Annotated in this window: 25 protein-coding genes; 24 read left to right on the top strand and 1 reads right to left on the bottom strand. The window is 50.2% G+C overall.

Annotation, left to right across the window (positions count from 1 at the left end; all coding sequences use genetic code 11):
• Window positions 1-51: 51 nt before the first annotated feature.
• The 3 genes from urtC to urtE are packed head-to-tail and all read left to right on the top strand — an operon-like array spanning window position 52 to window position 2,555.
• Window positions 52-1,134 carry an urea ABC transporter permease subunit UrtC gene (gene urtC / locus DFP97_RS27545; protein WP_114383894.1) on the top strand — a complete coding sequence of 361 codons (1,083 nt, stop codon included), beginning with the start codon at window positions 52-54 and terminating at the stop codon, window positions 1,132-1,134.
• Window positions 1,106-1,882 (top strand): urea ABC transporter ATP-binding protein UrtD, encoded by a 777-nt coding sequence (urtD, locus tag DFP97_RS27540; RefSeq protein WP_114383893.1) that lies wholly within the window; start codon window positions 1,106-1,108, stop codon window positions 1,880-1,882. The genes urtC and urtD overlap by 29 nt, the downstream gene beginning before the upstream one ends.
• Window positions 1,860-2,555, top strand: coding sequence for an urea ABC transporter ATP-binding subunit UrtE (urtE, locus tag DFP97_RS27535; protein WP_114383892.1), 696 nt, complete (start codon window positions 1,860-1,862; stop codon window positions 2,553-2,555). The genes urtD and urtE overlap by 23 nt, the downstream gene beginning before the upstream one ends.
• 128 nt (window positions 2,556-2,683) lie before the next feature.
• Here the strand turns inward: urtE and DFP97_RS27530 are convergent, their stop codons facing one another.
• The gene (locus DFP97_RS27530) at window positions 2,684-3,805 is read right to left on the bottom strand and encodes an ATP-binding protein (RefSeq protein WP_114383891.1); all 1,122 of its coding nucleotides are present in this window, start codon (window positions 3,803-3,805) and stop codon (window positions 2,684-2,686) included.
• A 482-nt stretch (window positions 3,806-4,287) separates the two neighbouring features.
• On the opposite strand from DFP97_RS27530, the gene DFP97_RS27525 reads away from it, so the two are divergent.
• The 21 genes from DFP97_RS27525 (at window position 4,288) to DFP97_RS27425 (ending at window position 25,872) form a co-directional block, all read left to right on the top strand.
• The gene (locus DFP97_RS27525) at window positions 4,288-4,923 is read left to right on the top strand and encodes an energy-coupling factor ABC transporter permease (RefSeq protein WP_114383890.1); all 636 of its coding nucleotides are present in this window, start codon (window positions 4,288-4,290) and stop codon (window positions 4,921-4,923) included.
• Window positions 4,920-5,264: a PDGLE domain-containing protein gene (locus DFP97_RS27520; protein WP_114383889.1), complete on the top strand. Its 345-nt coding sequence runs from the start codon at window positions 4,920-4,922 to the stop codon at window positions 5,262-5,264. The genes DFP97_RS27525 and DFP97_RS27520 overlap by 4 nt, the downstream gene beginning before the upstream one ends.
• On the top strand, window positions 5,233-6,855 hold the full coding sequence (cbiQ, locus tag DFP97_RS27515) for a cobalt ECF transporter T component CbiQ (protein ID WP_114383888.1): 1,623 nt from the start codon (window positions 5,233-5,235) through the stop codon (window positions 6,853-6,855). The genes DFP97_RS27520 and cbiQ overlap by 32 nt, the downstream gene beginning before the upstream one ends.
• 185 nt (window positions 6,856-7,040) lie before the next feature.
• Complete coding sequence (gene spoVT, locus DFP97_RS27510; RefSeq protein ID WP_114383887.1) at window positions 7,041-7,583, top strand: stage V sporulation protein T; 543 nt, start codon at window positions 7,041-7,043, stop codon at window positions 7,581-7,583.
• 191 nt (window positions 7,584-7,774) lie between these two features.
• Complete coding sequence (locus DFP97_RS32010; protein ID WP_181873703.1) at window positions 7,775-9,664, top strand: polysaccharide biosynthesis protein; 1,890 nt, start codon at window positions 7,775-7,777, stop codon at window positions 9,662-9,664.
• A 439-nt stretch (window positions 9,665-10,103) separates the two neighbouring features.
• Window positions 10,104-11,597, top strand: a complete 1,494-nt coding sequence (gene yabN / locus DFP97_RS27500; RefSeq protein WP_114383885.1) for a bifunctional methyltransferase/pyrophosphohydrolase YabN — start codon at window positions 10,104-10,106, stop codon at window positions 11,595-11,597.
• 181 nt (window positions 11,598-11,778) lie between these two features.
• Window positions 11,779-12,051 carry an HU family DNA-binding protein gene (locus DFP97_RS27495; RefSeq protein WP_114383884.1) on the top strand — a complete coding sequence of 91 codons (273 nt, stop codon included), beginning with the start codon at window positions 11,779-11,781 and terminating at the stop codon, window positions 12,049-12,051.
• A 4-nt stretch (window positions 12,052-12,055) separates the two neighbouring features.
• Window positions 12,056-12,340 carry an RNA-binding S4 domain-containing protein gene (locus DFP97_RS27490; protein WP_114383883.1) on the top strand — a complete coding sequence of 95 codons (285 nt, stop codon included), beginning with the start codon at window positions 12,056-12,058 and terminating at the stop codon, window positions 12,338-12,340.
• Between the two features lie 65 nt (window positions 12,341-12,405).
• Complete coding sequence (locus DFP97_RS27485; protein WP_114383882.1) at window positions 12,406-12,846, top strand: hypothetical protein; 441 nt, start codon at window positions 12,406-12,408, stop codon at window positions 12,844-12,846.
• Between the two features lie 6 nt (window positions 12,847-12,852).
• The gene (locus DFP97_RS27480) at window positions 12,853-13,038 is read left to right on the top strand and encodes a hypothetical protein (protein WP_114383881.1); all 186 of its coding nucleotides are present in this window, start codon (window positions 12,853-12,855) and stop codon (window positions 13,036-13,038) included.
• A gap of 105 nt (window positions 13,039-13,143) precedes the next feature.
• Entirely contained in the window at window positions 13,144-13,431 is a 288-nt protein-coding gene (yabP, locus tag DFP97_RS27475; RefSeq protein WP_114383880.1) for a sporulation protein YabP, read from the top strand.
• Window positions 13,428-14,036 carry a spore cortex biosynthesis protein YabQ gene (gene yabQ, locus DFP97_RS27470; protein ID WP_245976622.1) on the top strand — a complete coding sequence of 203 codons (609 nt, stop codon included), beginning with the start codon at window positions 13,428-13,430 and terminating at the stop codon, window positions 14,034-14,036. The genes yabP and yabQ overlap by 4 nt, the downstream gene beginning before the upstream one ends.
• 8 nt (window positions 14,037-14,044) lie before the next feature.
• Window positions 14,045-14,353 (top strand): FtsB family cell division protein, encoded by a 309-nt coding sequence (locus DFP97_RS27465; RefSeq protein WP_114383879.1) that lies wholly within the window; start codon window positions 14,045-14,047, stop codon window positions 14,351-14,353.
• Between the two features lie 148 nt (window positions 14,354-14,501).
• Window positions 14,502-15,014 carry a S1 domain-containing RNA-binding protein gene (locus tag DFP97_RS27460; protein WP_114383878.1) on the top strand — a complete coding sequence of 171 codons (513 nt, stop codon included), beginning with the start codon at window positions 14,502-14,504 and terminating at the stop codon, window positions 15,012-15,014.
• A 503-nt stretch (window positions 15,015-15,517) separates the two neighbouring features.
• Window positions 15,518-18,010 (top strand): stage II sporulation protein E, encoded by a 2,493-nt coding sequence (spoIIE, locus tag DFP97_RS27455; protein ID WP_425453565.1) that lies wholly within the window; start codon window positions 15,518-15,520, stop codon window positions 18,008-18,010.
• Between the two features lie 675 nt (window positions 18,011-18,685).
• Window positions 18,686-19,411: a vWA domain-containing protein gene (locus DFP97_RS27450; RefSeq protein WP_114383876.1), complete on the top strand. Its 726-nt coding sequence runs from the start codon at window positions 18,686-18,688 to the stop codon at window positions 19,409-19,411.
• Window positions 19,395-20,318, top strand: a complete 924-nt coding sequence (locus tag DFP97_RS27445; protein ID WP_181873702.1) for a serine/threonine protein kinase — start codon at window positions 19,395-19,397, stop codon at window positions 20,316-20,318. Before DFP97_RS27450 ends, DFP97_RS27445 begins: the two co-directional genes overlap by 17 nt.
• Before the next feature lie 42 nt (window positions 20,319-20,360).
• On the top strand, window positions 20,361-21,773 hold the full coding sequence (gene tilS, locus DFP97_RS27440; protein WP_245976621.1) for a tRNA lysidine(34) synthetase TilS: 1,413 nt from the start codon (window positions 20,361-20,363) through the stop codon (window positions 21,771-21,773).
• A 51-nt stretch (window positions 21,774-21,824) separates the two neighbouring features.
• On the top strand, window positions 21,825-22,364 hold the full coding sequence (gene hpt, locus DFP97_RS27435) for a hypoxanthine phosphoribosyltransferase (RefSeq protein WP_114383874.1): 540 nt from the start codon (window positions 21,825-21,827) through the stop codon (window positions 22,362-22,364).
• Window positions 22,365-22,462: 98 nt separating this feature from the next.
• A complete protein-coding gene (gene ftsH, locus DFP97_RS27430) occupies window positions 22,463-24,469 on the top strand; it encodes an ATP-dependent zinc metalloprotease FtsH (protein WP_114383873.1) in 2,007 nt (668 codons plus the stop codon).
• 350 nt (window positions 24,470-24,819) lie between these two features.
• Entirely contained in the window at window positions 24,820-25,872 is a 1,053-nt protein-coding gene (locus tag DFP97_RS27425) for a BMP family lipoprotein (protein ID WP_114383872.1), read from the top strand.
• Window positions 25,873-25,939: the final 67 nt, after the last annotated feature.

Genomic DNA, 25,939 nt, shown 5'->3' with positions numbered 1-25,939 from the left:
TTGCCGCCAAGGACGGCACAGCCGTTTACGTTTGTGAAAGGTGGTATACGCATGCGATTGCAAAAGTTAACTCCTCAGCGGCTATGGATATTACTCGGTTATACCGCGGCTGCGGCTGCGTTATTCTCGGCGCCGCTCTTTGTAAGTGACTTTCGGCTTAATTTGCTGGCGAAATTTCTGGCCTTTGCTATAGTGGCGCTGGGGCTTGATCTTATATGGGGCTACACCGGTATATTGAGCTTAGGTCACGGTATTTTCTTTGGACTTGGCGCATACGCCATGGCGATGTATTTGAAGCTGGAGGCCAGCGGCGGGAAGCCGCCGGATTTTATGGGATGGAGCGGGCTCAAGGAGCTGCCGTTGTTTTGGCAGCCATTTCAACATTTCGGATTTGCGGTCGTGATGGGTATCGCAATTCCGGCGTTGCTGGCGCTTGTGCTAGGTTACTTCACGTTCCGGAATCGGATTCGCGGCGTATATTTTACGATTTTGACGCAAGCGCTTGTTATTATTACGACTACGCTGTTAGTTGGCCAGCAGGCTTTCACAGGCGGAACGAACGGCGTAACGGGATATTCGTCGCTGCTGGGCTTTTCATTAGGTTCTCCGGATACGAAGCGCGCGCTCTATTTGATTACAGTTGTAGTTCTAATCTCCATATTCGTATTGTGCCGCTTCGTTATTGGCAGCCGCTTCGGTAAGGTGCTTCGCGCTATTCGGGACGGGGAGAACCGTGTTCGCTTTATCGGGTACAATCCGGCCACCTATCAAATGGTTGTGTTCACGCTATCGGCGGCAATTGCCGGACTGGCCGGCATGCTCTTCGTTCTCCATGTCGGAATTATTTCCCCTTCCATGCTCGGTATTGTGCCTTCTATTGAAATGGTGCTGTGGGTAGCAATCGGCGGACGCGGAACGCTCATTGGAGCCGCGCTGGGAGCTATTCTAATGAACTGGGCGAAGAGTGAGTTCAGTACGGCTTATCCGGAAGGCTGGCTGTTCTTTATGGGAGCGTTATTCGTTGTAGTCGTTGTGTTTATGCCGAAAGGCGTTGCCGGATTAGTTGGTCAGCTGAAATTCCGCAGAAAGAGGAGGGAGCCGGAGCATGAAAGAGTCCGCAATCCTGCAGTGTGACGACGTGACGGTGGAGTTCGACGGGTTTAAGGCGGTTCAAGGGATGAATTTGAAGCTGGAGAAGGGTGAGCTTCGTTTTCTCATCGGTCCGAACGGGGCAGGAAAAACGACGATGCTTGATGTCATATGCGGCAAAGTAAAGCCTTCGGCGGGGCGGGTAACTTTTGATGGTAAGGTCGATATAACGAGAAAGAAGGAGCATCAAATCGCTGAGCTCGGCATTGGACGCAAGTTTCAAGCGCCTTCGATATTTCCTTCTATGACTGTGGCTGAAAACTTGGAAATTTCAATGCGCCAGAAGCGTACCGTATTTGCTACCTTATTTGCAAAAATGGCTGCAGAAGAGCGCGAGAGGATCGAGCATCAGCTAACGATGATCGGCTTGCAGGATAAAACGGCCTGGCGGGCTGGCGGATTGTCGCATGGCGAGAAGCAATGGCTAGAAATCGGCATGATGCTGCTGCAGGAGCCGGAAATATTGCTGCTCGATGAGCCTGTAGCCGGAATGACGGACAAGGAAACGGAAAAGACGGGCGAGCTTCTGCATCAGATAGCCCGCAAACGTTCGATTGTTGTAGTTGAGCATGATATGGAGTTTGTTCGCAATTTTGCGAGCAAAGTGACGGTTATGCATGAGGGCAGACTGCTCAAGGAAGGCTCGATGGATGAGGTGCAGCGCGACGACCGGGTTGCGGAAGTGTATTTGGGGAAAAGGCGGGATGCCGATGTTAGCCGTTCAACAGCTTGAGGCGGGATATGGGGAAAGCGTAATTTTGCGGGATGTATCGTTAAAAGTGAAGGTGGGGCAAGTTGTGTGCCTGCTAGGGCGAAATGGCGTCGGCAAGACGACGCTGATGAAGAGCATTATGGGACTGCTGAAGGCGCGGGGCGGTTCCGTTTCTTATAACGGGGCTGATCTGACGAAGAAGGCACCTGGATTGCGGGCGAAAAGCGGAATTGGTTATGTGCCGCAAGGCCGCGAGATTTTTGCGCAGCTGTCGGTGTATGAGAATCTGCTGCTTGGGCTGGAGGCATCCCGCGAAAAGCTTAATGCGGTTCCTAAAGAGGCAATAGCGAAATTTCCGGTTTTGCCAACGATGTATGCGCGACGCGGCGGCGATCTGAGCGGCGGACAGCAGCAGCAGCTTGCGTTTGCGCGGGCGCTCGCTTCGAGGCCGGAGGTGCTGCTGCTAGATGAGCCTTGCGAAGGTATTCAGCCTTCCATCGTAGACGATATACGCGACGTCATTCGTTCTATTAAGGCCGATGGCAAGACGGCGATTTTGCTCGTGGAGCAGAGCCTCGATTTTGTGAAGAGCGTGGGCGATTATTTCTACGTGCTGGAGAAGGGCGCAATCGCTTGGGAAGGCGGCCTGGAGTCGCTCGACGATGAGGTCGTTCGCAAATATTTGACGGTGTGAAGAGGGAAGGGCAACGCTATTCGAGTTGGCGGGACAGTTTGTGTTATCTTGTGAGAGAAAGAGTCGACCGAAACCATTCGGTCGACCCTTTTGTCGTTGTTCAGGAAATTACATCGAAGTGTGAAGTGCTATTCCTTGTCGATGTCAAAGTGAATCGCTAGCTTAGGGTAAGCCGCAGCTATTTCGGCTACTCGTTCCACCAGCGTAATCTGGTTGAAAGCTGAGTTGAAAATTTCTTTGTCCGGCAGGAAGGTGACGCTTGTACCGGTTTCCTTCGTAACCCCTACGGATAATAAACCGGTTTGTGGAATACCGTGCTTATAATCTTGCCGAAATACCTTTCCTTCACGACGGACCTCGACGCATAACCTTTGCGAAAGGGCATTAACAACAGCGATAGTAATGCCTTCCTCGCTGCCTGGAGCAAAAAAGGCGGAGCCTGACCAGTCATGGCCGATATCGGTAAAGACGGTTTGAACTCTTGTTTTGGTCGTCCCGGGAAGCACTTGGACCGGAATTCCTCTGCCGTTATCGGATACGGTTATACTGCCGTCGTGATGAAGGAAGATGCTCACTTCACTGCAAAACCCTGCTTTATGCTCGAGTATTGTATTCTCCACTACTGCCAGCAATAGGTGATGGGGATCGAATTGGTTTTTCGATTCGCCTAGATATGCGCTGGCGTTGTTTCTCGTTTCCGCAAGTTCCATATAGTCGCTTGTATCAAGTAAGTCGGAAGTCGCAGCTAACAATAAGAGTAGTGGAAGAGAACGGTGTGAAGGGAGAGAGTAGCTGCCGCCCCGTTCTTCTTGCACAAGCAAGTCGGCGCCGGCCAACGCTTTAATATGGTGGTAAAGCTGACCGGTCGTGCCCATATTTAGACGTTCGACGAGCTCGGCCCCGGTGAGAGGCTGCTTCAGCACCAATCTTAAAATATCGAGGCGCTGAGGATGACCGAGGGCGGCGAGTACTTTTGCAGCCTTATCGCCGTCCAGCTCCAATAATTGATTGACAGGCCTCTCTTGGGGCTCCCATCTGTAGAGGCTGTTTTCTCCGCGATATTGCCCGGAATAAAATACGCTGCCTGTCTCCGTCTCTATGCGGTTCTCAATTGCTGCTGCACCAATCTCGTTATTTTTCAAATAGGCTGACTTTGGAGCAGGGGCGTTGCCGAATTGGCTGACGAGTTGTTTGATGTCGCTGATCTGAGCTTTCAATTCATCGATCTCTGATCCGTAATCCCTAGACATTGTCAAATCGATCACCTCATTAAATTATCTAAATACGTAATTACGTAATTAAATAATATCATAAGGAACATCGGTTGTAAATATTATACAGGCCATATTTGCACACAGAAGAGCTTCTCCAGCTTTACGAAGGGGAGAAGCTCTTTAACCGGACCTTCCATATACGCAGGGTCCTTCTATTTCATCTGCCCTCTTTCTATGTTACTCTAACTGTTTTTCCGACCATGGTTATTCTGGTTTTGGTTTCTACTTCCTCGGCCTGCCCTTCACGTTTTATGAACGAAGATATGCCCTTCACGCCGCATTTTCTCGCCAAGCAGCTTTCTGTGCTGCTCCATTTACATCAAAATACGACCAGCCCATAGATCCCATGGTGTTACTGGCCTGCACACATAGCTTGACGGAATGAATGCGCTGTTTGATAATAAGGAAAAGGCGGGGAGTAAGGAAACATAACATAATATGTTAGGAGTTGAAATCCTTTGCATATTCCTGATGGATTTCTTGATGCAAAAACATGGATGACGACGACTGCTGTAGGCGCGGCTGCCGTCTCCTACAGTCTTAAAAAGACGAAGCTCACGATTTCATCGAAGCAGGTGCCAATGGTGGCGCTGATTGGATCATTCGTATTTGCCGCACAAATGCTCAACTTTCCGATTGCGGGAGCGACATCGGGACATTTTCTCGGCGGGACGCTGACATCGATCTTGTTTGGCCCTTGGATCGGTTCAATCGTTATGGCTTCTGTCCTTATTATTCAGGCACTTATCTTTCAAGATGGCGGCATTACTGTTCTTGGAGCTAACATTTTATGTACCGGATTTATCGGCTGCTTCGTCGGCTATTGCGTTTACCGGGCAGGGATGAGGCTGCTTGCAGGAAAAGGACGGATATTGATAACCTTCTTGGCGGCGTGGCTTTCTATCGTCGCTGCTTCCGCGGGTGTGGCGCTGCTGCTTGCATGGTCCGGCACATTCGGGCTGGGTACGGCGCTTAAGGCGATGATTGGCTGGCATATGCTTATTGGAATCGGGGAAGGACTCATTACTACACTTGTTACCGGCTATCTGTTCGAACGCAATACTTCGCTTATTAGAGGGGTGACATCGCCATGAACGAGGTGCGTTTAACAACGCGTAAATGGAAATGGATCGGACTTCTTGTCATAACGTTTGCAGCGGCTGGTTTGCTGTCGCCCTGGGCTTCGTCGCATCCGGACGGTCTTGAACGCGTGGCGGAGGATCATGGCTTCCTGCAGCAAGCAGGCACGGTTCATGAATGGGCCCCTATCCCTGACTACGAGGTGGCAGGTATCCCTTGGACCGTCTTGCGGATTGGTCTGGCCGGCGTGATTGGCTCGGTCATTATGATGGCAATTCTGTGGGGAGCGTTACGGAGTTTTACAAGGATAAGGAGGGAAAACGATGCTGGGACCAATCATGGAGAAGAAGGATGAGCTTCACATAAACCAAGAAGTAGGGCAGCCTTCCTTGCAAAAAGCAAAGCATCGGCTCCTTACGGTGCTGGGCATACTCGTCACGGTAATGTTTTTCCGACATCCTGCAGCTCTCTCCGGGGCGGCAGGATGTTTTCTGTTTATCCTCCTTTGGACCGGCGTTTCGCTTAAAACCATTGTAAGAAGAATGCTGCTCATCGTACCATTTGGGCTTGGCGCCATCCTGTTTATTCCTTTTCAAATGAACGGAGAACCGTTGTTCACGCTGCTGGGCTATACTGCGACCGCTGAGGGAATGCGGCATGCAGAGGTTATTTTGCTCAAAATTGTCAGTGCAAACTTACTGATTACCTATTTGCTCTCCGTAACGCCGCTGTTTATCTTAATTAAAAGCTTACGGGCAATCGGTATGCCGGCGATATTAATCGAAATTATAAGTTTGATGATGCGTTATTTTTATTTATTGAAGGAAGAGGCGCAAAGCATGGTCAAAGCACAGCGTTCGCGCGGACTTCGGCTGGATGGCTGGTTATGGAGCCGCAGTGCTTACAAACGGTTTGGCGAGCTGCTTGGCGTATTGTTTCTTCGCGCATTCGGACGCAGCGAGCGGATATACCGGTCAATCACAGCGCGCGGCGGCTTTGGCGATGGTCGGAACGTTAAAAATCTTGATGCAAGCAAAAGGGGAAATCGGGGAATGATGGAGAAGAATGAGCAATGCGCGGCCATAGATGTGCGCCATGCAGCTTACCGCTACGGGAGCACGCCCGCATTAAGCGATGTCAGCTTTCAGGTGGAGCAGGGCGCTAAGGTTGTACTGATGGGGCCAAATGGTGCAGGAAAGTCAACGCTCATTTCACTGCTTAACGGTATTGAGAAGCCTGAACAGGGCGAGGTTTATATGCTTGGCGAGCTAATGACCGAGCAATCGGGCAAGCTTATGAGAAGCCGCATTGGTGTCGTATATCAGGATCCGGATGATCAAATTTTTTCAACCTCCGTAGAGGAGGATGTCGCCTTCGGCCCAAGCAACCTGGGTTTAAGCGAGGATGAGGTACGCCGCCGCGTCGATAAAGCGCTTGGGGCGGTCAACATGAGCGGGCTGCGCGGACGTTCGCCTTTTGAGCTAAGCTATGGTCAAAAGCGGCGAGTGGCGATTGCCGGCGTGCTGGCAATGGAGCCTGAAATTATCATTTTGGACGAGCCGATGGCCTTTCTTGACCCTAAGAGCCGCGACGACCTGCAGGCCCTGCTCGAATCGATGCATCAAGCAGGAATAACGCTGATCGTAGCGACTCATGATGTCGATTTTGCCGCTGAATGGGCTAGCCAGGTACTTCTGCTGAAGGATGGAAGGCTGCTTGCATCAGGCGGGGTTGATCTGTTATTCGATGATGAGCTGCTCATGGAGGCCGATTTGCATTTGCCGCGTCTCGCCCGTCCATTCCGTTTGCTGGACGGGGCTGGCAGTTATAAGCCGAGAACGGTTCGCGAGGCGGCGCAACACATATGGAAGCTCATAAGGAAGAACCCGTCTGTTCAGGAAATTGTGGAGAAGGATGAGACGGAGGTAAGGCGCGATCGGCGGTAACGGTACCCTTTTTAATGAGAGAAATGGGACGTTTGGCTGGATCTGTGATGCGTGTATAAGAATCTGGGAGCGGATGAATACTATGGTCAGATTCAAAATCTTTGAAGGATCTTTCCTCTTCGTTATAAACAAGCTTCAAGAATCCAGTCGATTCAAAATCCTCTAGGAAAGCGGGGCAACAAGAAATGAAAGCAACTGGAATTGTACGTCGCATCGATGATCTCGGGCGAGTAGTGATTCCGAAGGAGATCCGCCGTACACTGCGTATTCGCGAGGGTGACCCTCTAGAAATATTTGTAGATCGTGATGGCGAAGTTATTTTGAAGAAATATTCTCCTATCGGCGAGCTTGGCGATTTTGCAAAGGAATATGCGGAGTCGTTATATGAGGGCACGAACCATGTTACATTGATCACGGATCGGGATACCATAATCGCGGTAGCAGGTGCTTCTAAGAAAGAGCTGCTGGACAAGCAAGTCGGCACCGTTCTGGAAGGCTGTATGGAAAATCGTAAAACGTTGTCCGAATTGAACGGCGGTTCATTCGAGATTGTGAAAGACGTGCAAGAGACATACAGCTCTTTTGTCGTTGCTCCAATTATTGCAGGTGGAGATCCGATCGGCACAGTCGTATTGCTAAGCAAAGATGAGTCAGTGAAAATGGCGCAAATGGAAACAAAGATGGCGGAGACGGCAGCAGGCTTTTTGGCTAAGCAAATGGAACAGTAGTGTGTAAGGCAATGGCAAGAATGTAAGTAAACAAGGGTAGGAAAGCTCTGAAACGTATGAAAAGCGAAAGCGGAAAAATGAAAGCTTCTTTGATCGAGAGTAATCTTGATTGAGGAAGCTTTTTCAAGGTTAACGATTGTGAGGTATAATGATACCAATAGAAATCGATGGATAGGCAGGAGCGTGACGGTATGAACCGCAAGCCTGCTCGTGGTCGGCCGGCTGTGCCGTCTGAGTTAGAGCTCGGGATGCAAGTGAGTGAGCTGCCGAATGAAGGTAGGGCTGGGCAGCGGCCGAGGCTTTTAATGAATGGCGTTGTGGTTATGGCGGGTGCGGCTCTGCTCTCCAAACTAATCGGCGTATTTCAAAAAATTCCGCTGCAAAATATGGCCGGGGATCGGGTATTTGGCATTTATAACGCAGTATATCCGTTTTATCAATTGGCGGCTGTGCTTGCAACGGCGGGGTTGCCGACAGCAGTGTCGCTGTTAATTGCTGAACGGCTTCGCAAGGATAAGGACACTGAAGGCGTTCGGCGAACGCTGTATGCTGCATTATTGCTGCTTGGGATAACAGGCATCGCAGCTTTTGGCTGGATGTGGACAGGGTCTGACCAGGTGTCGCGCTGGATCGGCGACTCGGAAACGGCCAACGCTATCCGAGCTGTGTCGGTTGCGCTGCTGCTTGCTCCGGTCGTTGCCGCTTTGCGCGGCTATGCCCAGGGTTTGGGGCGGATGACGCTGTCGGCCGCTTCCCAGGTTATCGAGCAAATGATTCGCGTGGCCATTATGCTGTTCGTTCTCACGATGAGCTGGTCAGCCGGCTGGGCTGACGCGTCGATTGCCGCCGGTGTAATGAGCGGCTCGGCCTTCGGCGCGAGTGCTTCACTGATTGTTTTGGCTGTTTATTTCTGGCGCAAGCGGCGGCGCGAACGACTTGTGCGTGCTCCAGGTGCTTTAAAAGCCGAACTGAAGAAGCTTGCCGCAATAGCGCTGCCGGTTGCATTAGGGGCGGTTGTCGTTCCCGCGATTGGAGTCGTGGATGCTTTTACGGTGCCACGGCTGCTGCGTGACGGGGGCTTGTCCGAAGCGGAAGCGATGGCGATGTTCGGCATTTACAGCCGTGCGCAGCCTCTGGTGCAGCTGGTCGTTATGGTTGCGGGCGCGGCAGCCGCTGCGCTTGTGCCCGGATTGGCGCTCGCCCGCATGCGCGGAGCCTATGGGCAGCTGCGGGTTGAGCTGTCGGTTGCCGAGCGTGCCGCCTGGGCGATTGGGGCGGCTGCAAGCATCGGCTTAGTGCTGCTGGCGGAGCCGCTGAATGTGATGCTGTATGCCGATGCAAAGGGCACGGCAGCTTTTGCTTTGGTGGGCTGCACCGCGCTGGCGGGCAGCGTTAATGCGGTTACGGCGCCAGTGCTGCAGGGGCTTGGCGCAGTGCGGACTCCTGCGGTGCTGCTGCTTATTGCAGCGCTGCTCAAAGGTGCGCTTAACGCCGTGCTGGTGCCCTCGTACGGAGTCGAGGGTGCTGCGTTCGCCGGCGTTGCTGCGCTTAGCGCGGCCGCAGTGCTGGGCGCGGTCGCGGTGCGCCGGGCTGCGGCATCAGCAGGTGCGTCGCTAGGCGCAGGCTGGACAGCGGCTGGGCCGTGGAGGCGGGCGGAGCGGGAGCCAACGCGAGAGCGGGAGCAGGAACAGCGGGAGCAAGTGAGCGGGTCGGCGCGAGAGCGGGAGCTCGATGAGCGGGAGCAAGTGAGGGGGTCGACGCGAGAGCAGGAGCAAGGGAGAATGCCGGCGCTTGGGCGCGCGGCCGCAGGTACAGCCCTTGCGCTCGCGGTGATGGCCGCAGCGCTTGTTGTCGCCGAGCGAGCGCTGCGCGCCGCGCTTGGCGGGTTGCTGCCGCCGCGGGCGGCAGCGGCTGCGCTTGCGCTGACGGGCGTTGCCGTCGGCGCTTGCGCCTTTGGCGCCGCGGCATTGCGCGGCGGCGCCATTAGCGCGCGCGAATTGCGCGCGTTGCCGGGCGGCGGCGTATTGGCCGCCCGGCTGCGGCGCTGGCGGCTTATACCGCCAGCGGAGCAGGAGGACTAATGCAGCTCTCGACGCGATTAAACCGTTGACTCGAACGCGCATGAACTTGGAGATAGAGCTAAAAATTAGCACTATTTCATCCAAACTAAACCTGAATAGCATAGTTAGAGTTAGAAATTAGCTCTATTTTGCTTAACGCGGCCTCAAACAGACCGTGAATGCATCGAATCTGGGAAATAAATCTAAAAGTTAGCTCTATTTCCTCCAAACTAACCGAAATTGTAATAATAGTGCTAAAAATCAGCTCTATAGTGCTTTTCACGGCCTCAAACTGACCGGAAAATCATAAAAACCATCTCCCCAACAACGTTACGCTTTTCATGCTAATCGAGTAAAACAAGGATAGTTCATTTACTAAGCCAGCTGTTAATTTTAACATTACATTCCGATCACTTTTACATAAACACTGCAACATAAACCATAAGGAGGATTCCTTCTAATGACAATCCCAAACATAACGGTCGTCGGGCTAGGCTCGGGCGATCCCGATCAATTAACCCTTGGCGTATGGCGCCGGCTGCAAGCCGTGGAACGTGTATTCGTCCGCACGGCGCAGCATCCCGTGATATCCTTGCTGAAGGAGAACGGTATCGCCTATACATCGTTCGATTCCCTTTACGAGCAGCATGACTCGTTTCCTGATGTGTATAAATCAATCGCGGAGGCGCTGATTGCTGAAGCAGGCAATACCACAGCAGGCGGCCAGCCGCTCATCTATGCCGTTCCCGGCCATCCGATGGTAGCGGAGCGCACCGTTCAGCTGCTGCGCGAGCAATGTCCGCAAGCGGGCATCGAGCTCGAAATTATTGGCGGAGAAAGCTTTCTGGACCAAGCGTTTGTCAGCCTTGGCATCGATCCGATCGAGGGCTTCGCGCTGCTTGACGCCGCTGAGCTTCAGCCTGCGCTGCTGCAGCCGCAGCTTCACACGCTCATCGGCCAAGTGTACGACGCGTTCACAGCTTCCGATGTGAAGCTGGCGCTGATGGAGCGTTACCCCGATGATTTCGAGGTCGTGGTGGGACATGCACTCGGTGTTGCTGATGAGCAGCAAATCATTCGCGTCCCTCTTTATGAGCTTGACCGTACGCCGGGCTACGGCAACTTATCGCTTATTTGGGTGCCTCGCAGCGACGATGCTGCGCTTCGCAACCGCTCTTTCGAACGCCTGCATGAAATCGTATCGATACTGCGCAGTCCCGAAGGTTGTCCGTGGGATCGCGAGCAAACGCATCAGTCTATCCGCAAAAACTTTATCGAAGAGCTTTATGAAGCGCTTGAAGCCATCGATAATGATGATCCCGACGGCATGCAGGAGGAATTCGGCGACGTTATTCTCCAGGTCATGCTCCATAGCCAAATGGAAGAAGAAACTGGCGCATTTTCCGTTTATGATGTGATACAATCTCTTAACGAGAAGCTCATTTTCCGCCATCCGCATGTTTTTGGTGATATAAATGCCAGCAACTCTGAAGAGGCGCTTGGCAACTGGGAGCAAATGAAGGCGGAGGAGAAGCGGATCAAAGGGACGGACGCGAACCGTAAATCGGTGCTCGATGGCATTCCGCCTGATCTCCCGGCTCTCATGAAGGCTTATAAGCTGCAGAAAAAAGCGGCTAAAGTCGGGTTTGATTGGGATGAGCTTGGACCGGTTTTGGACAAAATCGAAGAGGAGCTCAGCGAGCTTCGCGAAGCCATCGCGACCAAAAGCGAGGAGGAGCAAGCATCGGAGCTTGGCGATCTGCTGTTCGCTGTCGTCAATGCATCACGCTTCATCCATGCGGATCCGGAAGAGGCGCTCACACGCACAAACAAAAAATTTCGCAGCAGATTCGAGTATATTGAAGAGCAGCTCCGTATAAGAGGCAAACAATTTGACCAGACTGATTTAACAGAAATGGATCGATGGTGGGAAGAGGCCAAGCGTCAATCCTAGCTTTCATTTCGTCACAAAACGCCTTTATTCCGCACTATTCGCAAAAAAATTTCAAATAGCGGCAGGATTTATTTGCTCTTAAGCAGAATAAGTATTCTCGTGAAGAGTAAAAAATTCCAAGCACGGCGGCGTCTTAGGGCACCGACCAAAAATAACGGTAACGAAATAGGAGGATTTTATAATGAACAAAACAGACTTGATCAACAACATTTCCGAGAAAAGCGGCTTGACTAAACGCGATGTAGAAGCAGTACTTAACGGATTTTTGGGCGAAGTAACAGACGCACTTGCAGGCGGAGACAAAGTACAATTGATCGGCTTCGGTACTTTCGAAACTCGCAAACGCTCCGGACGTGTTGGCCGCAACCCGCAAACAGGTGAGCCAATCGAAATTTCGGAAGCAAAAGTTCCTGCATTCAAAGCAGGCAACAAGCTGAAAGAAGCAATCAAGTAGTCTAATGCGGTTAGATAAATTTCTCAAGGTGTCCCGATTGATTAAGCGCCGCACCGTTGCAAAGGATGTATCCGAGCAGGGGCGCGTATGGATCAACGGCCGCGAAGCGAAAGCAAGCAGTGCCGTTAAAGTCGGCGATGAGCTCCAAATCCAATACGGCCAAAAGATCGTAACCGTGCGCGTTGAGCGCATTGCGGAGACGACCCGTAAGGATGAAGCCGGAGAGCTGTACACCTTGGTGAAAGAAGAACAGCGCCAGCGCGAGACTGGTCTCGACTGGGAGCAATAATAACAAAGCTGTCTGACAAGCATCATGCTTGCGGGCAGCTTTTTTCTTTTCCCAATAGACAATCCATGGACGTCGCACTCATCGCTACCCCGGTTGAAACGATCAAAAACGATTATTTCGTAGATTGGTATGAAAATACCGGATTCTTTTCCACGCAGCGAATGGATGGGATCATCGGCCTGTTATTTCTATGCGTTATTACTCCTATAGTTATTCACTACTTACTTAGCCAAATGACACAAGCTAACGTCGGCATCAGCCTGTCCTTGGTGTGGGGTCTTCGCAAATGGACACACATGATTATGTACTGTTTTTTGCAAAATGTTATAGTGTTCGCAGGGCTTCTTCTGTTCATTGTTCCTGTCATTCTCTTTACTGTGCGGCTTATGCTGATGCCAATCGTCGTATCGGTGGAGCATACCTCCAGCATCAATCCAATGGAAGTATGCAGGGAAATGGCACGCGGCCGCTTTTTCAAGTTCGCAGGGTATGCGCTTGTCGGTTAAGCAGCTTTGGCGGCTTTTGGCGTTATAGTCGGTTTTGTGGCGTTCAGCATCCCCGTCGATTCTTGGATTGCTGCGACCGTCCTCGACGTTCTACTCGACTGGTTTAGCCAGTTAATAACTATCATTCTGCTTCTTGTTTATTTGCAAATCAGGACGGAGAGCAGGGAAGCGCAAATTGAAAATGCAGCCTAAGCTGAATTTGTTCTAAACCTCATCCGCCCCCCATAAGCTAGTCTTAAACGTATGCCGCGCCGCCAGTGCACGGCTGGACATGTTAACGAAGCGGGGGACGAGTCTATGGTTGACCAAAGCAAAGGTCAGAAGCGGCAGGAAGTAAAAATGTTAAATCGCAAGCTGCTGGAGCTTACCGGGGTTTTAAATGTGGAAAGCTTCGACAGTGAGGAGTTTTTACTCGAAACGGAGCTTGGTTTCTTAACGGTTAAGGGCCAAAATTTGCATATGAAGCATCTTAGCCTGGAACAAGGACTGGTAGCTATAGAAGGGCTCGTCCATTCGCTCGCCTATTTGGATGGAAGCAACGCCTCTTCGAAATCCAAAGGGCTGTTCGGGAAGCTATTTAAGTGACGCTCGACATGCAGTGGATGACGATGGCGGTCATGCTGTTATCCGGCTTAGGCATGGGAACGGTGTTCGACGGCTATCGCGTGGTGTCGCATGAGCTGAAGTTTCCGCGCTGGTGGCTGCCCGTGCTTGACGTCATCTATTGGATGGCGGCTGCGCTGGTCGTCTTTCGAGTGCTGTACGCCAGCAACAACGGCGAGGTGCGGGCGTACGTTTTTATCGGACTGGCTATCGGCATCATCCTCTATTATCTCTTGCTTAGCAAGGCAGTCATTGTTACTGTAAAATGGCTAATTCGAGCGGTGCAGGCGTTTATCTCTTTTGTGCTCAAGTGTTTAGATATAATTATAGTGAAGCCACTGCTGCTGCTTTACAAGCTGCTTAAGATTATTTTAGGATTTGGGTCCGCGTTCACTATTTTCCTTTTGAAAATTGTGATACAATTGGTTCGTCCATTTTGGCGTTTGCTTGTTTGGATCATTCGGCCGATTCTTCGTCCTATAGGACGGTGGTTGTCCCCCTACATGAACAAATGGCAGGTTGCAGAGAAGCTGAGAAAGCTTGGACTACAAATTGTTAATTTGTGGACTAAATGGTTTAGGAGGTAATACCGCACATGACGACTGCTACTGTAAATAAAACAACAGGTAACGCTGGCACGAAGCGCCGGTTCAAACTATGGATGATGTTCATTGTTCTTTTTATGGGCTGGGCGGCGTATACCATCTTTGGTCAAATGAAGCAGCAGGACGCGACAAACGTGCGGCTATCTACCATACAAGGACAAATAGATGCGTCAACGAAAGAAAGCGAAGCAATCAAACAGCAAATTGAACGGTTAAACGATCCGGAATATATCGCTCAACTCGCAACCAAGGAGCAAGGCATGGTGAAGAAGGGCGAGCAGCAAATTTTCAGCGATTAAATAGGGCTCCAAATCGGGTGAACGTCTGTTGACCTTACTTGAACGGTTCGGTTATAATCACGTTAATAGCGTTTTCGCAAAACTTTTAGCTTATGCTTATGGATTCGGTTTTGCTTCGCAAATTTCTTAGGGAGGAACATTTTATTTTATGGCAATTGAAGTGGGCGCTAAGTTAGAAGGAAAAGTGACAGGCATTACGCATTTTGGGGCATTTGTCGACTTGTCGGGAGGTGTCACGGGTCTTGTTCACATTTCGGAAATTGCTGATAATTACGTCAAAGACGTGAAGGATCACCTGAAAATCGACGATGTCGTGAAAGTAAAAGTGATCAACGTGGACAAAGACGGAAAGATCGGACTTTCCATTAAGCAAGCCATCGACCGGCCGGAAGGCCAACCAGCGCCACAACAACGCGAGCGTCATAGCGGCGGCGGTGGAAGCACTGGTGGTAGTGGTGGCGGAGAACGTTTCAACCGCGGAGGCGGTGGCGGCGGTGGCGGACGTCCCTTCAACAAGCAATCGTCTGGCAGACCTGCATATGGTAAACCGTCATTCGAGGATAAAATGTCACGTTTCCTGAAAGACAGCGAAGAGCGCATCTCCTCTTTGAAGAAGAATACGGAGGGCAAACGCGGCGGACGCGGTGCCAAGCGGGTATAAGCTGAATCGTCATAAATTCATATTAGAAGCAGAACCGATGTGGTTCTGCTTTTTTTGCGTGCTTTTGCAATAAAATAGATTTGTTTTTTGTAAACGCTTACCTTATGCTGTCGAAGCGGGACGCTAAACCAGCATATATGCTGCGGTTGAAGCCAGCTAAGTCCCAATTTCTAAGACCTATGTCGTTTTCATCTAGGCCGTTTGCCAGAAAATAAATAGTTTTCTCCGATCCTCTTACATTCCCGACAGGTTACAACGTCTATTCGTCAGCAGATGGAAACCGACAGACACGGTTTTTGTTGATGCTTATTTGGTAATAGGTTCCAAGTGAGACGGGTCAAACTCATGCGGCGCATATGTTTGACAGCGCTGTGACAATGAATGCAGGGCCGATTATTTTTGTCGGAAAAAATTTTTTGGAATGTTACGTTAACTGACAAACTTTATACGGACAAGCTCCTATAATGAAAATCACATTACATTCGGAATGGTGGTGTGTGTTGGTGGAAAAGGAAAACGCTGAGGTAGTTACCAGTGTGAAGCGGACAAGTCTAGCGCAGACGTTTGTGCAAAAAGGGCGGGAATGGGTGGCGGCGCGCCGGTTCATTCAAGTCATTTTGGCAAAGAAATGGACATTTCTATTAGTCGGTGTAGCTTTCTTACTGGGAAGAGCGGTCATACTAGAATCGCTCATGCCATTTGCAGTCGCCTATTTCGCAGTTATCTATTTTATGCGAAAGGATATTTATCCGTGGGTGGCGGTAGCGTTGGTGGCTGGAAGCTGGCTTGCGGCAGATCCTGCGCCAATGTGGATCGCGATGGAAATTGCGGTGTTGTTTCTTTTCTTGAAGGGGCTGGAGGCGTATGAGAGGGCGGAGCTGTCATCGGCGCCGATTCTAGTATTCGCAGCAACACTACTCGTCCAATTATTCGGAGTTTTTATAGGGGACGAGCTTAGCTGGTACAATTTCATGCTGGTTGTTGTGGAAGCGGCGCTCGGCTTCGTTCTGACACTTGTCTTTATACAGGCGATTCCGGTGCTGACCATGACGAAAAAATCAGCGTCGCTCAAGAACGAGGAAATCATTTGTTTAATGATTTTGCTCGCTTCGGTCATGACGGGGGCGGTTGGCTGGGTTTTCTACGGCATGTCGGCAGAGCACATCATGTCTCGCTATATGCTGCTGCTGTTTGCTTTGGCAGGCGGCGCACCGCTGGGCGCTTCAGTCGGCGTAGTTGCCGGTCTTATTTTGAGCTTGGCGGACTTCGGGGCCGTCGTTCAAATGAGCTTGCTTGCTTTTGCCGGCTTGCTTGCCGGACTTCTGCGCGAAGGCGGTAAAATGGCTGCTGCGTTCGGGATGCTGCTCGGAACGTCTATATTATCAATCTATGTAGGAAGTCAAGCTGATGTTATGAGCTCGACATGGGAGTCTGTTGCGGCTGCCACGCTGCTTATGCTTACGCCCCGGAGTATGATCCGCACGATCTCCCGGTACGTGCCGGGGACGAATGAGCATGCGAAGTCACAGCATGATTATGCGAAGCGGGTACGCGAGGTGACCGCCGACAGAGTATCGCAGTACTCTGAGGTGTTCCGTCAACTGTCGCGCAGCTTTGGTCAATTAAACAGCAATGTCACCGCGATGAAGCGGGAAGACGAAGTTAATCATTTTATGAATGCGGTTGCCGAGCGCAGCTGCTCCAGCTGTCACAGGCAGCATGCGTGCTGGGAGGATAAGTTTTTTCATACGTACAAAATGATGACCGATATGATGACTACTGTAGAGGAAGACATAATCCCGTCTCCGAAGGAGATGCCGCGGGCCTGGTCGGCTCACTGCGTGAAGTCGTCACAGGTGTTGATGGACATGCGTCAGCAGTACGAGCTATATCAAAATAATATGCACTGGAAGAAGCAAATATACGACTCCCGGCAGCTTGTTGCCGATCAATTACAAGGCGTATCGCAAGTCATGGAGGATTTGGCTGAAGAAATCAAACGGGAGGGGCAGACTCTGCATTTGCAGGAGGAGCAAATTCGAGAGGCGGTGGAAGGACTCGGTTTATCGATTCAAGGCATTGATATCGTAAGCTTAGAGGAGGGGAATGTAGATATTGAAGTTTATCATGCGTTTGGCAAAGGCTACGACGAATGCCGCAAAATAATCGCACCGCTGCTTAGCGATATTCTGGGCGAGCATATCGCCGTCAAGTCGGAACTGCCGCCTACAAAAAACGGTGAGCCAACACTGGTGGCGTTCGGTTCGGCGAAACAATATGAGGTGGAAACCGGCATCGCGGGCGCAGCGAAGGGAGGAGATTTGTTATCGGGTGACAGCTTCAGCATGGTCGAGCTTGGAAACGGGAAATTTGCCGTAGCGATCAGTGACGGAATGGGCAATGGCGAGCGGGCGCGCCAGGAGAGCAGCGCGGCGCTGTCTATCCTGCAGCAGCTGCTGCAGTCGGGCATGGACGAGAAGCTGGCGGTCAAATCGGTCAACTCGGTACTTCTGTTAAGGTCATCTGATGAAGTGTTTGCTACCGTTGATTTGGCAATCGTCGATTTGTATACAGCACAAACGACGTTTATGAAAATTGGCTCGACCCCGAGCTTCATTAAACGAGGAAACGAGGTCATTCCAGTAACGGCTAACAATTTGCCGATAGGCATTCTTCAAGATATCGAAGTCGACTTTGTATCGATGCAAATGCAGTCCGGTGATACGCTTGTCATGATGAGCGACGGTATTTATGATGCACCGGGCCATGCGGTCAATAAGGAGCTTTGGATGAAACGTATTATTAGCGAGTTAGAAACAGACAATCCGCAAGAAATGGCGGATGCGCTGTTGGAGAAGGTGGTTCGCCATCATGACGGTGAAATTATGGATGATATGACCGTGCTCGTTGCACGTATTGATAAGCATTTGCCGGAATGGGCTTCGTTCCGCTGGCCCGGCGTGACGCGCATGGAGCGGCCAAGGACGGTGAGCTAGTACTCGGAAAATATGTGAAGGGAGGGGCAGAGCGTTGCCGCACAAAACGATAGGAAATGAGGGATAGCGCAGCAGTAAAGGGAAATGATTTGTTATCGTCTTACTCCGGTAAGGTGAGTTGGGATAGCGCAGATCAGGTCGAAATAAGAAGCCCATTTGTATGCCGGCTTACTCGCAGCCGGATGCGGAAGGGCTTTTTTGCGGTGTTTTTAAAATATTAGATTTTATAAGTCTCACACTTATAAATACGCTTATATTTCATCACCGAAACGTAAGCTGCGCCTCCAAAGGAAGGCTCCCGCCTCGTTTACGCTTGTACAACCACGAAATAGCGGTATCAAATGGTTTTATTTGCAAAGAACAGCAATGATTTGAGAAGATAGCGGTATAGAGTGGCTTTATTTCGCTTTAAACAGGCTTATCTAGGTTAAAAAGACAATATAACGCACAGAAATTCCGCTATTGTCAGGGAAGAGGTGATTTCCAGGGAAATAACATCGATGCGATAAGCAAAATTGCCCGACGAAGTACATAAAGAACCATTTTGATTTATCTTTTTACTAGTCTACTTGTTTATCCCTCCCAAAAAAGGCAAAGCTGATAGAAAGGCTTACGCTAGGCCTATGCTTTCGAAGCGATGTTTGTTCCACAAACATTTAAAGGAGGGTTATCAGAATGAAACAAATACTATTAATAACGGATGGCTGTTCGAACGTGGGGATGAGTCCGGTGGTTGCAGCAGCCCATGCGAAGTCGGAAGGTATCTCAGTTAATGTGGTAGGCGTGCTTGATTACGGGGATGTCGGTGAACTCGGCGCAACGGAGATTGATGAGATAGCTCGCGCCGGCGGCGGTCTAAGCAGGCTCGTTAATATGAGACAGCTATCGCAGACGGTGCAGATGATGACTCGTAAGACCGTTGTTCAGACGATTCAGCTTGCCGTACAGAAGGAACTGAAGCAGGTGCTTGGCAATGGATCGATTGAGGCGCTGCCGCCTGACAAGCGCGGAGATGTTGTGCGTGTGATCGATGAGCTGGGCGAGACATCGCATCTTCAAGTAGCGCTTCTAATCGACGCAAGCGCCAGTATGAAGCCGAAGCTGGCGGCAGTGGAAGAGGCCATTCGCGACTTAATGCTGAGCCTGCAGGCCAGACAAGGCAAAAGCGAGATTTCCGTCTTTCATTTTCCCGGCTCGAAGCACGGCGATGATTGTGTAATGGATTTAGGCTGGACGAGCCATTTGAACGGTGTGCAGGCTATTTTCCCGCGGCTGCAGATGGGCGGGACGACTCCTACGGGCCCGGCGATTATGCAGGTGATTGATTTTTATCGTCAGGGCGATTATGGTAGACAGAGCAGAGATGAAACGGATGGGATGATGAGTGGCTACGTCGTTTAAGATCGATCTTCGCCACGGTATGGTGGTGACCGGCAAGTGGAAGAATGGGCGGTATCGTATAGAGCGTTTGCTGGGTGAAGGAGCTAACGGTAAAGTATATCTCGTACAGCGTGATCGAAATTGGTTTGCTCTAAAGGTCGGCTCGGATGCCATTGATTTGCAATCGGAGATCAATGTGCTGCAATCGATCGCCAAGCAGAAGCGCCAAGGACATGAACCGTTCCTGTTCGATGTGGACGATTTGTACGGGCCGGATGGGCGTGAATATCCTTTTTATATTATGCGTTATGTGCTAGGCTCGACGCTTGCTGATTATTTGAAGAAACAAGGTGCTGAATGGTTTCCTTTAGTCGGCCTGAATCTGCTCGGCAAGCTGGCAAAGCTGCATCATGCAGGCTGGGTGTTCGGTGATTTGAAGGTGGAAAATGTTCTGGTGGCGGATTACGGCCATGTTGAGCTTGTCGATTACGGCGGCGTGACGGCAGTGGGCAAAAGCATCCGCCAATTTACTGAAATCTATGATAGAGGCTACTGGAATGGCGGCTCCAGATCAGCTGATGCCAAGTACGACCTGTTCTCCTTCGGCGTGCTTTGTATTCAGCTTTATGAAGCGAAGCGGCTGCATCAGCTGACAAAGGAGCTGTTGCCGCAAAACCGCTCAGCTGCCGAACTCATTCAGATCGCTGAAGAGAGCCCGGTGCTGAGGCCGGTTGCCGGCTGGCTGCGCAAAGCATTTGACGGCCAATTCACAGATGCGGGTGACGCGGCTGAGGCATGGCGTATGCTTATGCATAGACGGGATACGCATAGAACCTCTGCAACACCAGCCTGGCTAAAGGGGCTTGTCGCCACATCGGCGGTGCTGCTCGCAACGACGGTTTTTTGGCTGCTCCGCAATGTGCTTTGAAATGGGTTGAAGTGAAGAAGAGAAATGAAGGTGAGCGTACATATGAATCTGCGATACGAACTAGAGAGAGCTGCGATAGAGCGCGGATTGTGGGCGGAGGGCGATCGAATTGTAGCAGCTGTATCCGGAGGTCCGGATTCGATGGCGCTGCTTCATATGTTATCTGCCCTAGCGCAGGAAGGCAAAATATCGGTCATCGCGGCTCATGTGAATCACGGCTTTCGCGTAGACGAGTCGGCACATGAGCTGGTGGTCGTTAAAGCCTATGCGGAGAAGCTGGGAGTGACTTGTGAGACGGTTACTTTCGATCTGCCTGCTTATATAGAAGAAACCCGATTAAACGGACAAGTCGCCGCACGGGAGAAGCGGTACGCCTTTCTTCACGAAATTGCTCAGCGGTATGGCGCTTCGCGTATCGCGTTAGCCCATCATGCGGACGATCAGGCAGAGACAGTCCTTATGCGCGTTATACGCGGGACAGGTTTAACAGGCTTAGCGGGCATTCTCAGTAAACGCAGCGAAAAAAACGTGGAACTTATCCGCCCGATGCTTCGTATGAACAAGTCAGACATTCTGCGTTACTGCGATGAGCAGCATGTGCCTTACTGTACCGACAGCAGTAATAAGGAACGCTATTATTTCCGGAATATTATCCGGCTGGATATTTTACCTTACTTGTCCCGGTATAATCCGCAATTGCCCCAATCCTTGCAGCGCCTCGCTGAAGTGGCAGGGGCGGAAGACGAATGGATGGAGAAACAAACCGAAGCGTTATTTGCGCAGCTCGTTACCTTATCCCCTGATGAATGCGCGGTAAGCTGCAACGATTTGTGCGGCCTCCATGTCGCTTTACAAAGGAGATTGATTAAACTAATATTAAGTTATCTTTCTAAAGAAACGGAAAAGATATCCTTCGAACAGATTGAGACGATGCGGCTAGCCGCTGCCTCTGGGGCGCCTGGAACATGGCGAATCGACGCCGGTGCCGGTATTCGCTGCGTGCGTGAGTATGATGTGATGCGGTGGCTTCAGGTACCGCAGCACACAGTAAGCGATACAATCGGCTATTTGTGCGAAGTGGGAAGAAATGCAGCCAGCTTGAAGGTTGAGCGAAGCGGCTGGACGTTTCAGTTTTTCTATAAGTCTGCCTCGCAGCACTGCAAGCCGGCTTCACGTTACGAAGCATGCTTTGATGCTGCTGAACTGACTTATCCGCTCGTCGTTCGTAATCGGCGGCCGGGCGACAGAATTCAAGTTTTAGGATTAAATGGTTCGAAAAAAGTGCAAGATATGTTCGTTGACGAGAAGATAGCACCGTCGGAAAGGGAGTTATATCCGCTGCTGTTTGATGCTGCCGGACGATTGCTCTGGATTCCCGGCATCCGCAGGTCTAATCATGCCCTTACGGAACCACATACGAAAGACGTGCTGTTCATCCGGGCGGACAACGAATAAGAAGCACTGGTACACTCATAAACATAGTTAAGGCGTAGGGGGATTTATACTTTGCAAAACGATATTCAAGAAGTGTTGTACGATGCGCAGCAGATTGGGGCAAAGGTCAAGGAGCTTGGCGAAACGCTGAGCAAGGATTTTGGCGGACGTAATCCGCTCGTTATTTGCGTTCTTAAAGGCGCTTTTATTTTTATGGCTGATTTGGTTAAAGAAATTAATGTGCCGCTTGAGATCGATTTTATGGCGGTGTCCAGCTATGGACAATCCACGAAGTCGTCAGGCGTCGTCAAAATTATTAAAGATCTCGATGTATCGGTCGAAGGCCGCGATGTTCTTATTGTTGAGGACATTATCGACAGCGGACTGACACTCAGCTACTTAATTGATGTTCTTGAGCGTCGCAACGCGAAGTCGGTCACTGTCGTTACATTGTTTGATAAACCGGCACGCCGTACGGTTGAGCTGGAAGCCGACTACAAGGGCTTTACGCTGCCGGACGAGTTTGTTGTCGGTTATGGATTGGATTACGCGGAAAAATACCGCAACCTTCCCTATATCGGCATTTTGAAGCCGGAAGTATATGAGAAATAATAGCGATTCACCCGTACATGCCCTTCTCCGTATACCTCTATTGTTATGGAAAGTCATGCTATGGTAAAATATTTTAAGCGCCTGAGAGGAGGTTGGGGATGAATCGGATCATCCGTAATACTGGTTTTTATTTAATTATCTTTTTGGTGACGGTTGGGATTTTTCAATTTATCAGCAGCCAAAATGACACGACCGTTGGCCTGCGATATGATGAGCTTCGCGCTGCAGTAGAATCAGGCAATGTGAAGGAACTAAGTGTTAAGTATGAGAATCAAACGTATTTTGTTACCGGTAAATATAATAAGAAGCCTGAAGGCGCGGAAAGCGACCAATTTGTGTCGAGGGTCAGCGTCAAAGCGGAGGAGAAAATACTCGCTTGGCAGGAGCAGTTTGGCTTTCAATTAGAGAGTAAGGAAATGGATCAGCCAAGCATTTGGCTAACCTTCCTCACTTCCATTATTCCGTTCGTCATCATATTCGTCCTGTTCTTCTTCTTAATGAACCAAGCTCAGGGCGGCGGCGGCAAAGTAATGAACTTTGGCAAGAGCAAAGCGCGGTTATACAACGAAGAGAAGAAGCGGATTACTTTTGAAGATGTTGCCGGAGCCGACGAGGAGAAGCAAGAACTCGTTGAGGTCGTTGATTTCTTGAAGGATCCGCGGAAATTCAACCTGGTAGGCGCTCGTATTCCTAAGGGCGTATTGCTCGTAGGTCCTCCAGGTACAGGTAAAACATTGCTTGCGCGCGCGGTTGCGGGGGAAGCAGGCGTACCATTCTTCAGTATTTCCGGTTCTGATTTCGTAGAGATGTTCGTCGGTGTCGGCGCATCCCGTGTACGTGATTTGTTCGAAAATGCAAAGAAAAACGCTCCTTGTATCATTTTTATCGATGAGATTGATGCTGTAGGCCGTCAGCGTGGTGCTGGTCTAGGCGGCGGACATGATGAGCGCGAACAAACGCTCAATCAATTGCTCGTTGAAATGGACGGCTTTGGCGCTAACGAAGGCATTATTATCATTGCTGCAACTAACCGTCCTGATATTCTTGACCCGGCGCTCCTACGTCCAGGCCGTTTCGACCGTCAAATTACGGTTGATCGTCCAGACGTGAAGGGCCGTGAAGCGGTTCTTAAAGTGCATGCGCGCAATAAGCCGCTTGCGAAAGACGTTAAGCTTGATGTTATTGCGAAGCGCACGACAGGCTTCAGCGGTGCAGACCTGGAAAACTTACTAAACGAATCAGCGCTGCTTGCTGCTCGCCGCAATAAGAAAGATATTGCCATGGTAGAGGTTGATGATGCGATTGACCGTATCATTGTCGGTACGGAGAAGAAAAGCCGTGTCGTCAGCGATCGTGAGAAACGAATCGTCGCCTACCATGAAGCTGGACACACAATTGCAGGCTACTTCTTAGAGCATGCCGACATGGTACACAAGGTTACGATTATTCCGCGCGGACGCGCTGGCGGATACGTCATTATGCTGCCGAAGGAAGACCGTATGCTTGTAACAAAGCAAGAGCTTCTTGATAAAGTAACCGGCCTGCTTGCCGGTCGCGTGGCGGAAGAGCTTTACATCGGTGAAATTGGAACAGGTGCCTACAGTGACTTTAAACAAGCTACGGGTATCGTGCGCAGCATGATTATGGAATACGGTATGAGCGATAAGCTTGGACCGATGCAGTTCGGCAGCTCGCAAGGCCAAGTGTTCCTTGGACGCGATATTGGGCATGAACAGAACTATTCTGATGCGATTGCGTATGAGATCGACCAAGAAATGCAAAGCATTATTAGCGATTGCTACGAACGTGCGAAGAAGCTGTTGACGGAGAAGAGCAAGGAAATGCATCTGATTGCTCAAACGTTACTTGGAGAAGAGACGCTGGAAATGGATCAAATTAAACGTTTGATCGAGACGGGCTCGTTGAAAGGCGACGGTGGGGCTGTATCATCCACTGACGAAATTTCTTCCGAAGCGACAGCTGACCCGATTATCGAGACGGTTGGAGATGTGAAGGTGCGTATTCAGTCACGTGAAGCGGATGAAGTTACGCCGCTTGTACAAGACGAGAAGCGCGATAACCCGGAAGATCCAGATAAGAGCTAAAAGGATAAAGTTACAAGCAATAAATAGACGTATCACTACTTGCAATAAGTAGCGATACGTCTTTTTTTTTCTTTATTAATGTTCGGATTTAGCCTATAATACGGATATAAACCTTTTAGTAAAAAACAGTAAAACTAACATGAGGTTTATCGTTTTTTGGTCGAAATATTACATATACGTTACATGTGAGCGTGAACCGCGATTTGATGTCAGGAAACCTAACGTTAAATCATTGACGTTTATTTTTTTGTAACTATAATGAAATAATAGCGGCCAGGAACAGCAAGAATAAGAAAGTAAACAGGGGTTGCACAGATGGACAAAAACTTGAGCCAGGGAGAGAAAAACGTATGAAAAAAACATTTAGTTTTATGCTTGTGCTGATCGTTGCGTTGACGCTTGTGCTATCGGCATGCGGAGCGAACAAAGAAAATGAGGGTGGCGCCGGTACAAACAAAGATGAGGATGCTGTTGTATCCGATGAAACCGGTAAAGATTTTAAAATCGGTATGGTTACCGATGTTGGCGGCGTAAACGATAAATCGTTTAACCAAAGCGCTTGGGAAGGTCTTAAGAAAGTAACGGCTGAAACTAGTGCTCAAACGAAGTACCTCGAAAGTAAAGGCGACGCTGATATGGAGCCGAATCTGAACAGCTTCGTTAAGGAAGGATATAGCTTGACTTGGGGTATCGGTTTCTTGTTCTTCGATGCCATGACGAAAGTGGCTGCGGAGAATCCGGATGCTAAGCTTGCTGTTATCGATAGCGTAGTTGAAGCGCCGAATGTTGCTTCTGTAACTTTCGCAGAGCACGAAGGCTCCTACCTGGTTGGCGTTGTGGCCGGCTTGATGACGAAAACGAACAAAATCGGTTTTGTCGGCGGCATGGACATCCCGGTTATCAAAAGGTTCGAGGCTGGCTTTAAAGCGGGGGTAGCAGCTGTTAAACCAGATGCTAAAGTAGAAGTTAACTACACCGGTGATTTCGGTAAGCCTGACCTTGGTAAATTGGCTGCAGCTACCATGTACGATGCAGGCGTAGATATTATTTTCCACGCTGCAGGCGGAACGGGTAACGGCGTATTTAACGAAGCAATCGACCGGAAAAAGAACGGCGCTGACATTTGGGTTATCGGTGTTGACAAAGACCAGTCATTGGAATTCGGTGATGAAGTAACTCTTACTTCGATGATGAAGGGCGTTGAAACAGCCGTTCATAAAGTGACCAAAGACCTGATTGCGGGTAACTGGGCGGGCGGTACTGTACAGGAGCTTGGTCTGAAGGACAATGCTGTAGGATTGCCGGAAACCTCTTCGAAGAACGTTCCGGCTGATATACTTGCGAAGGTAGAAGAATATAAACAGAAAATCGTAAGCGGTGAGATTAAGGTGCCGACTGAATAGTTTCCTCGTTTCAAAGGCATCATATGAAGTAGTTTGCCTGAGGATCGTTTGTCGATGTACCAAACAA

It is taken from the genome of Paenibacillus prosopidis, from assembly GCF_003337375.1.
Classification (GTDB): domain Bacteria; phylum Bacillota; class Bacilli; order Paenibacillales; family Paenibacillaceae; genus Pristimantibacillus; species Pristimantibacillus prosopidis.
This window is presented reverse-complemented; position numbering and strand designations above follow the sequence as displayed.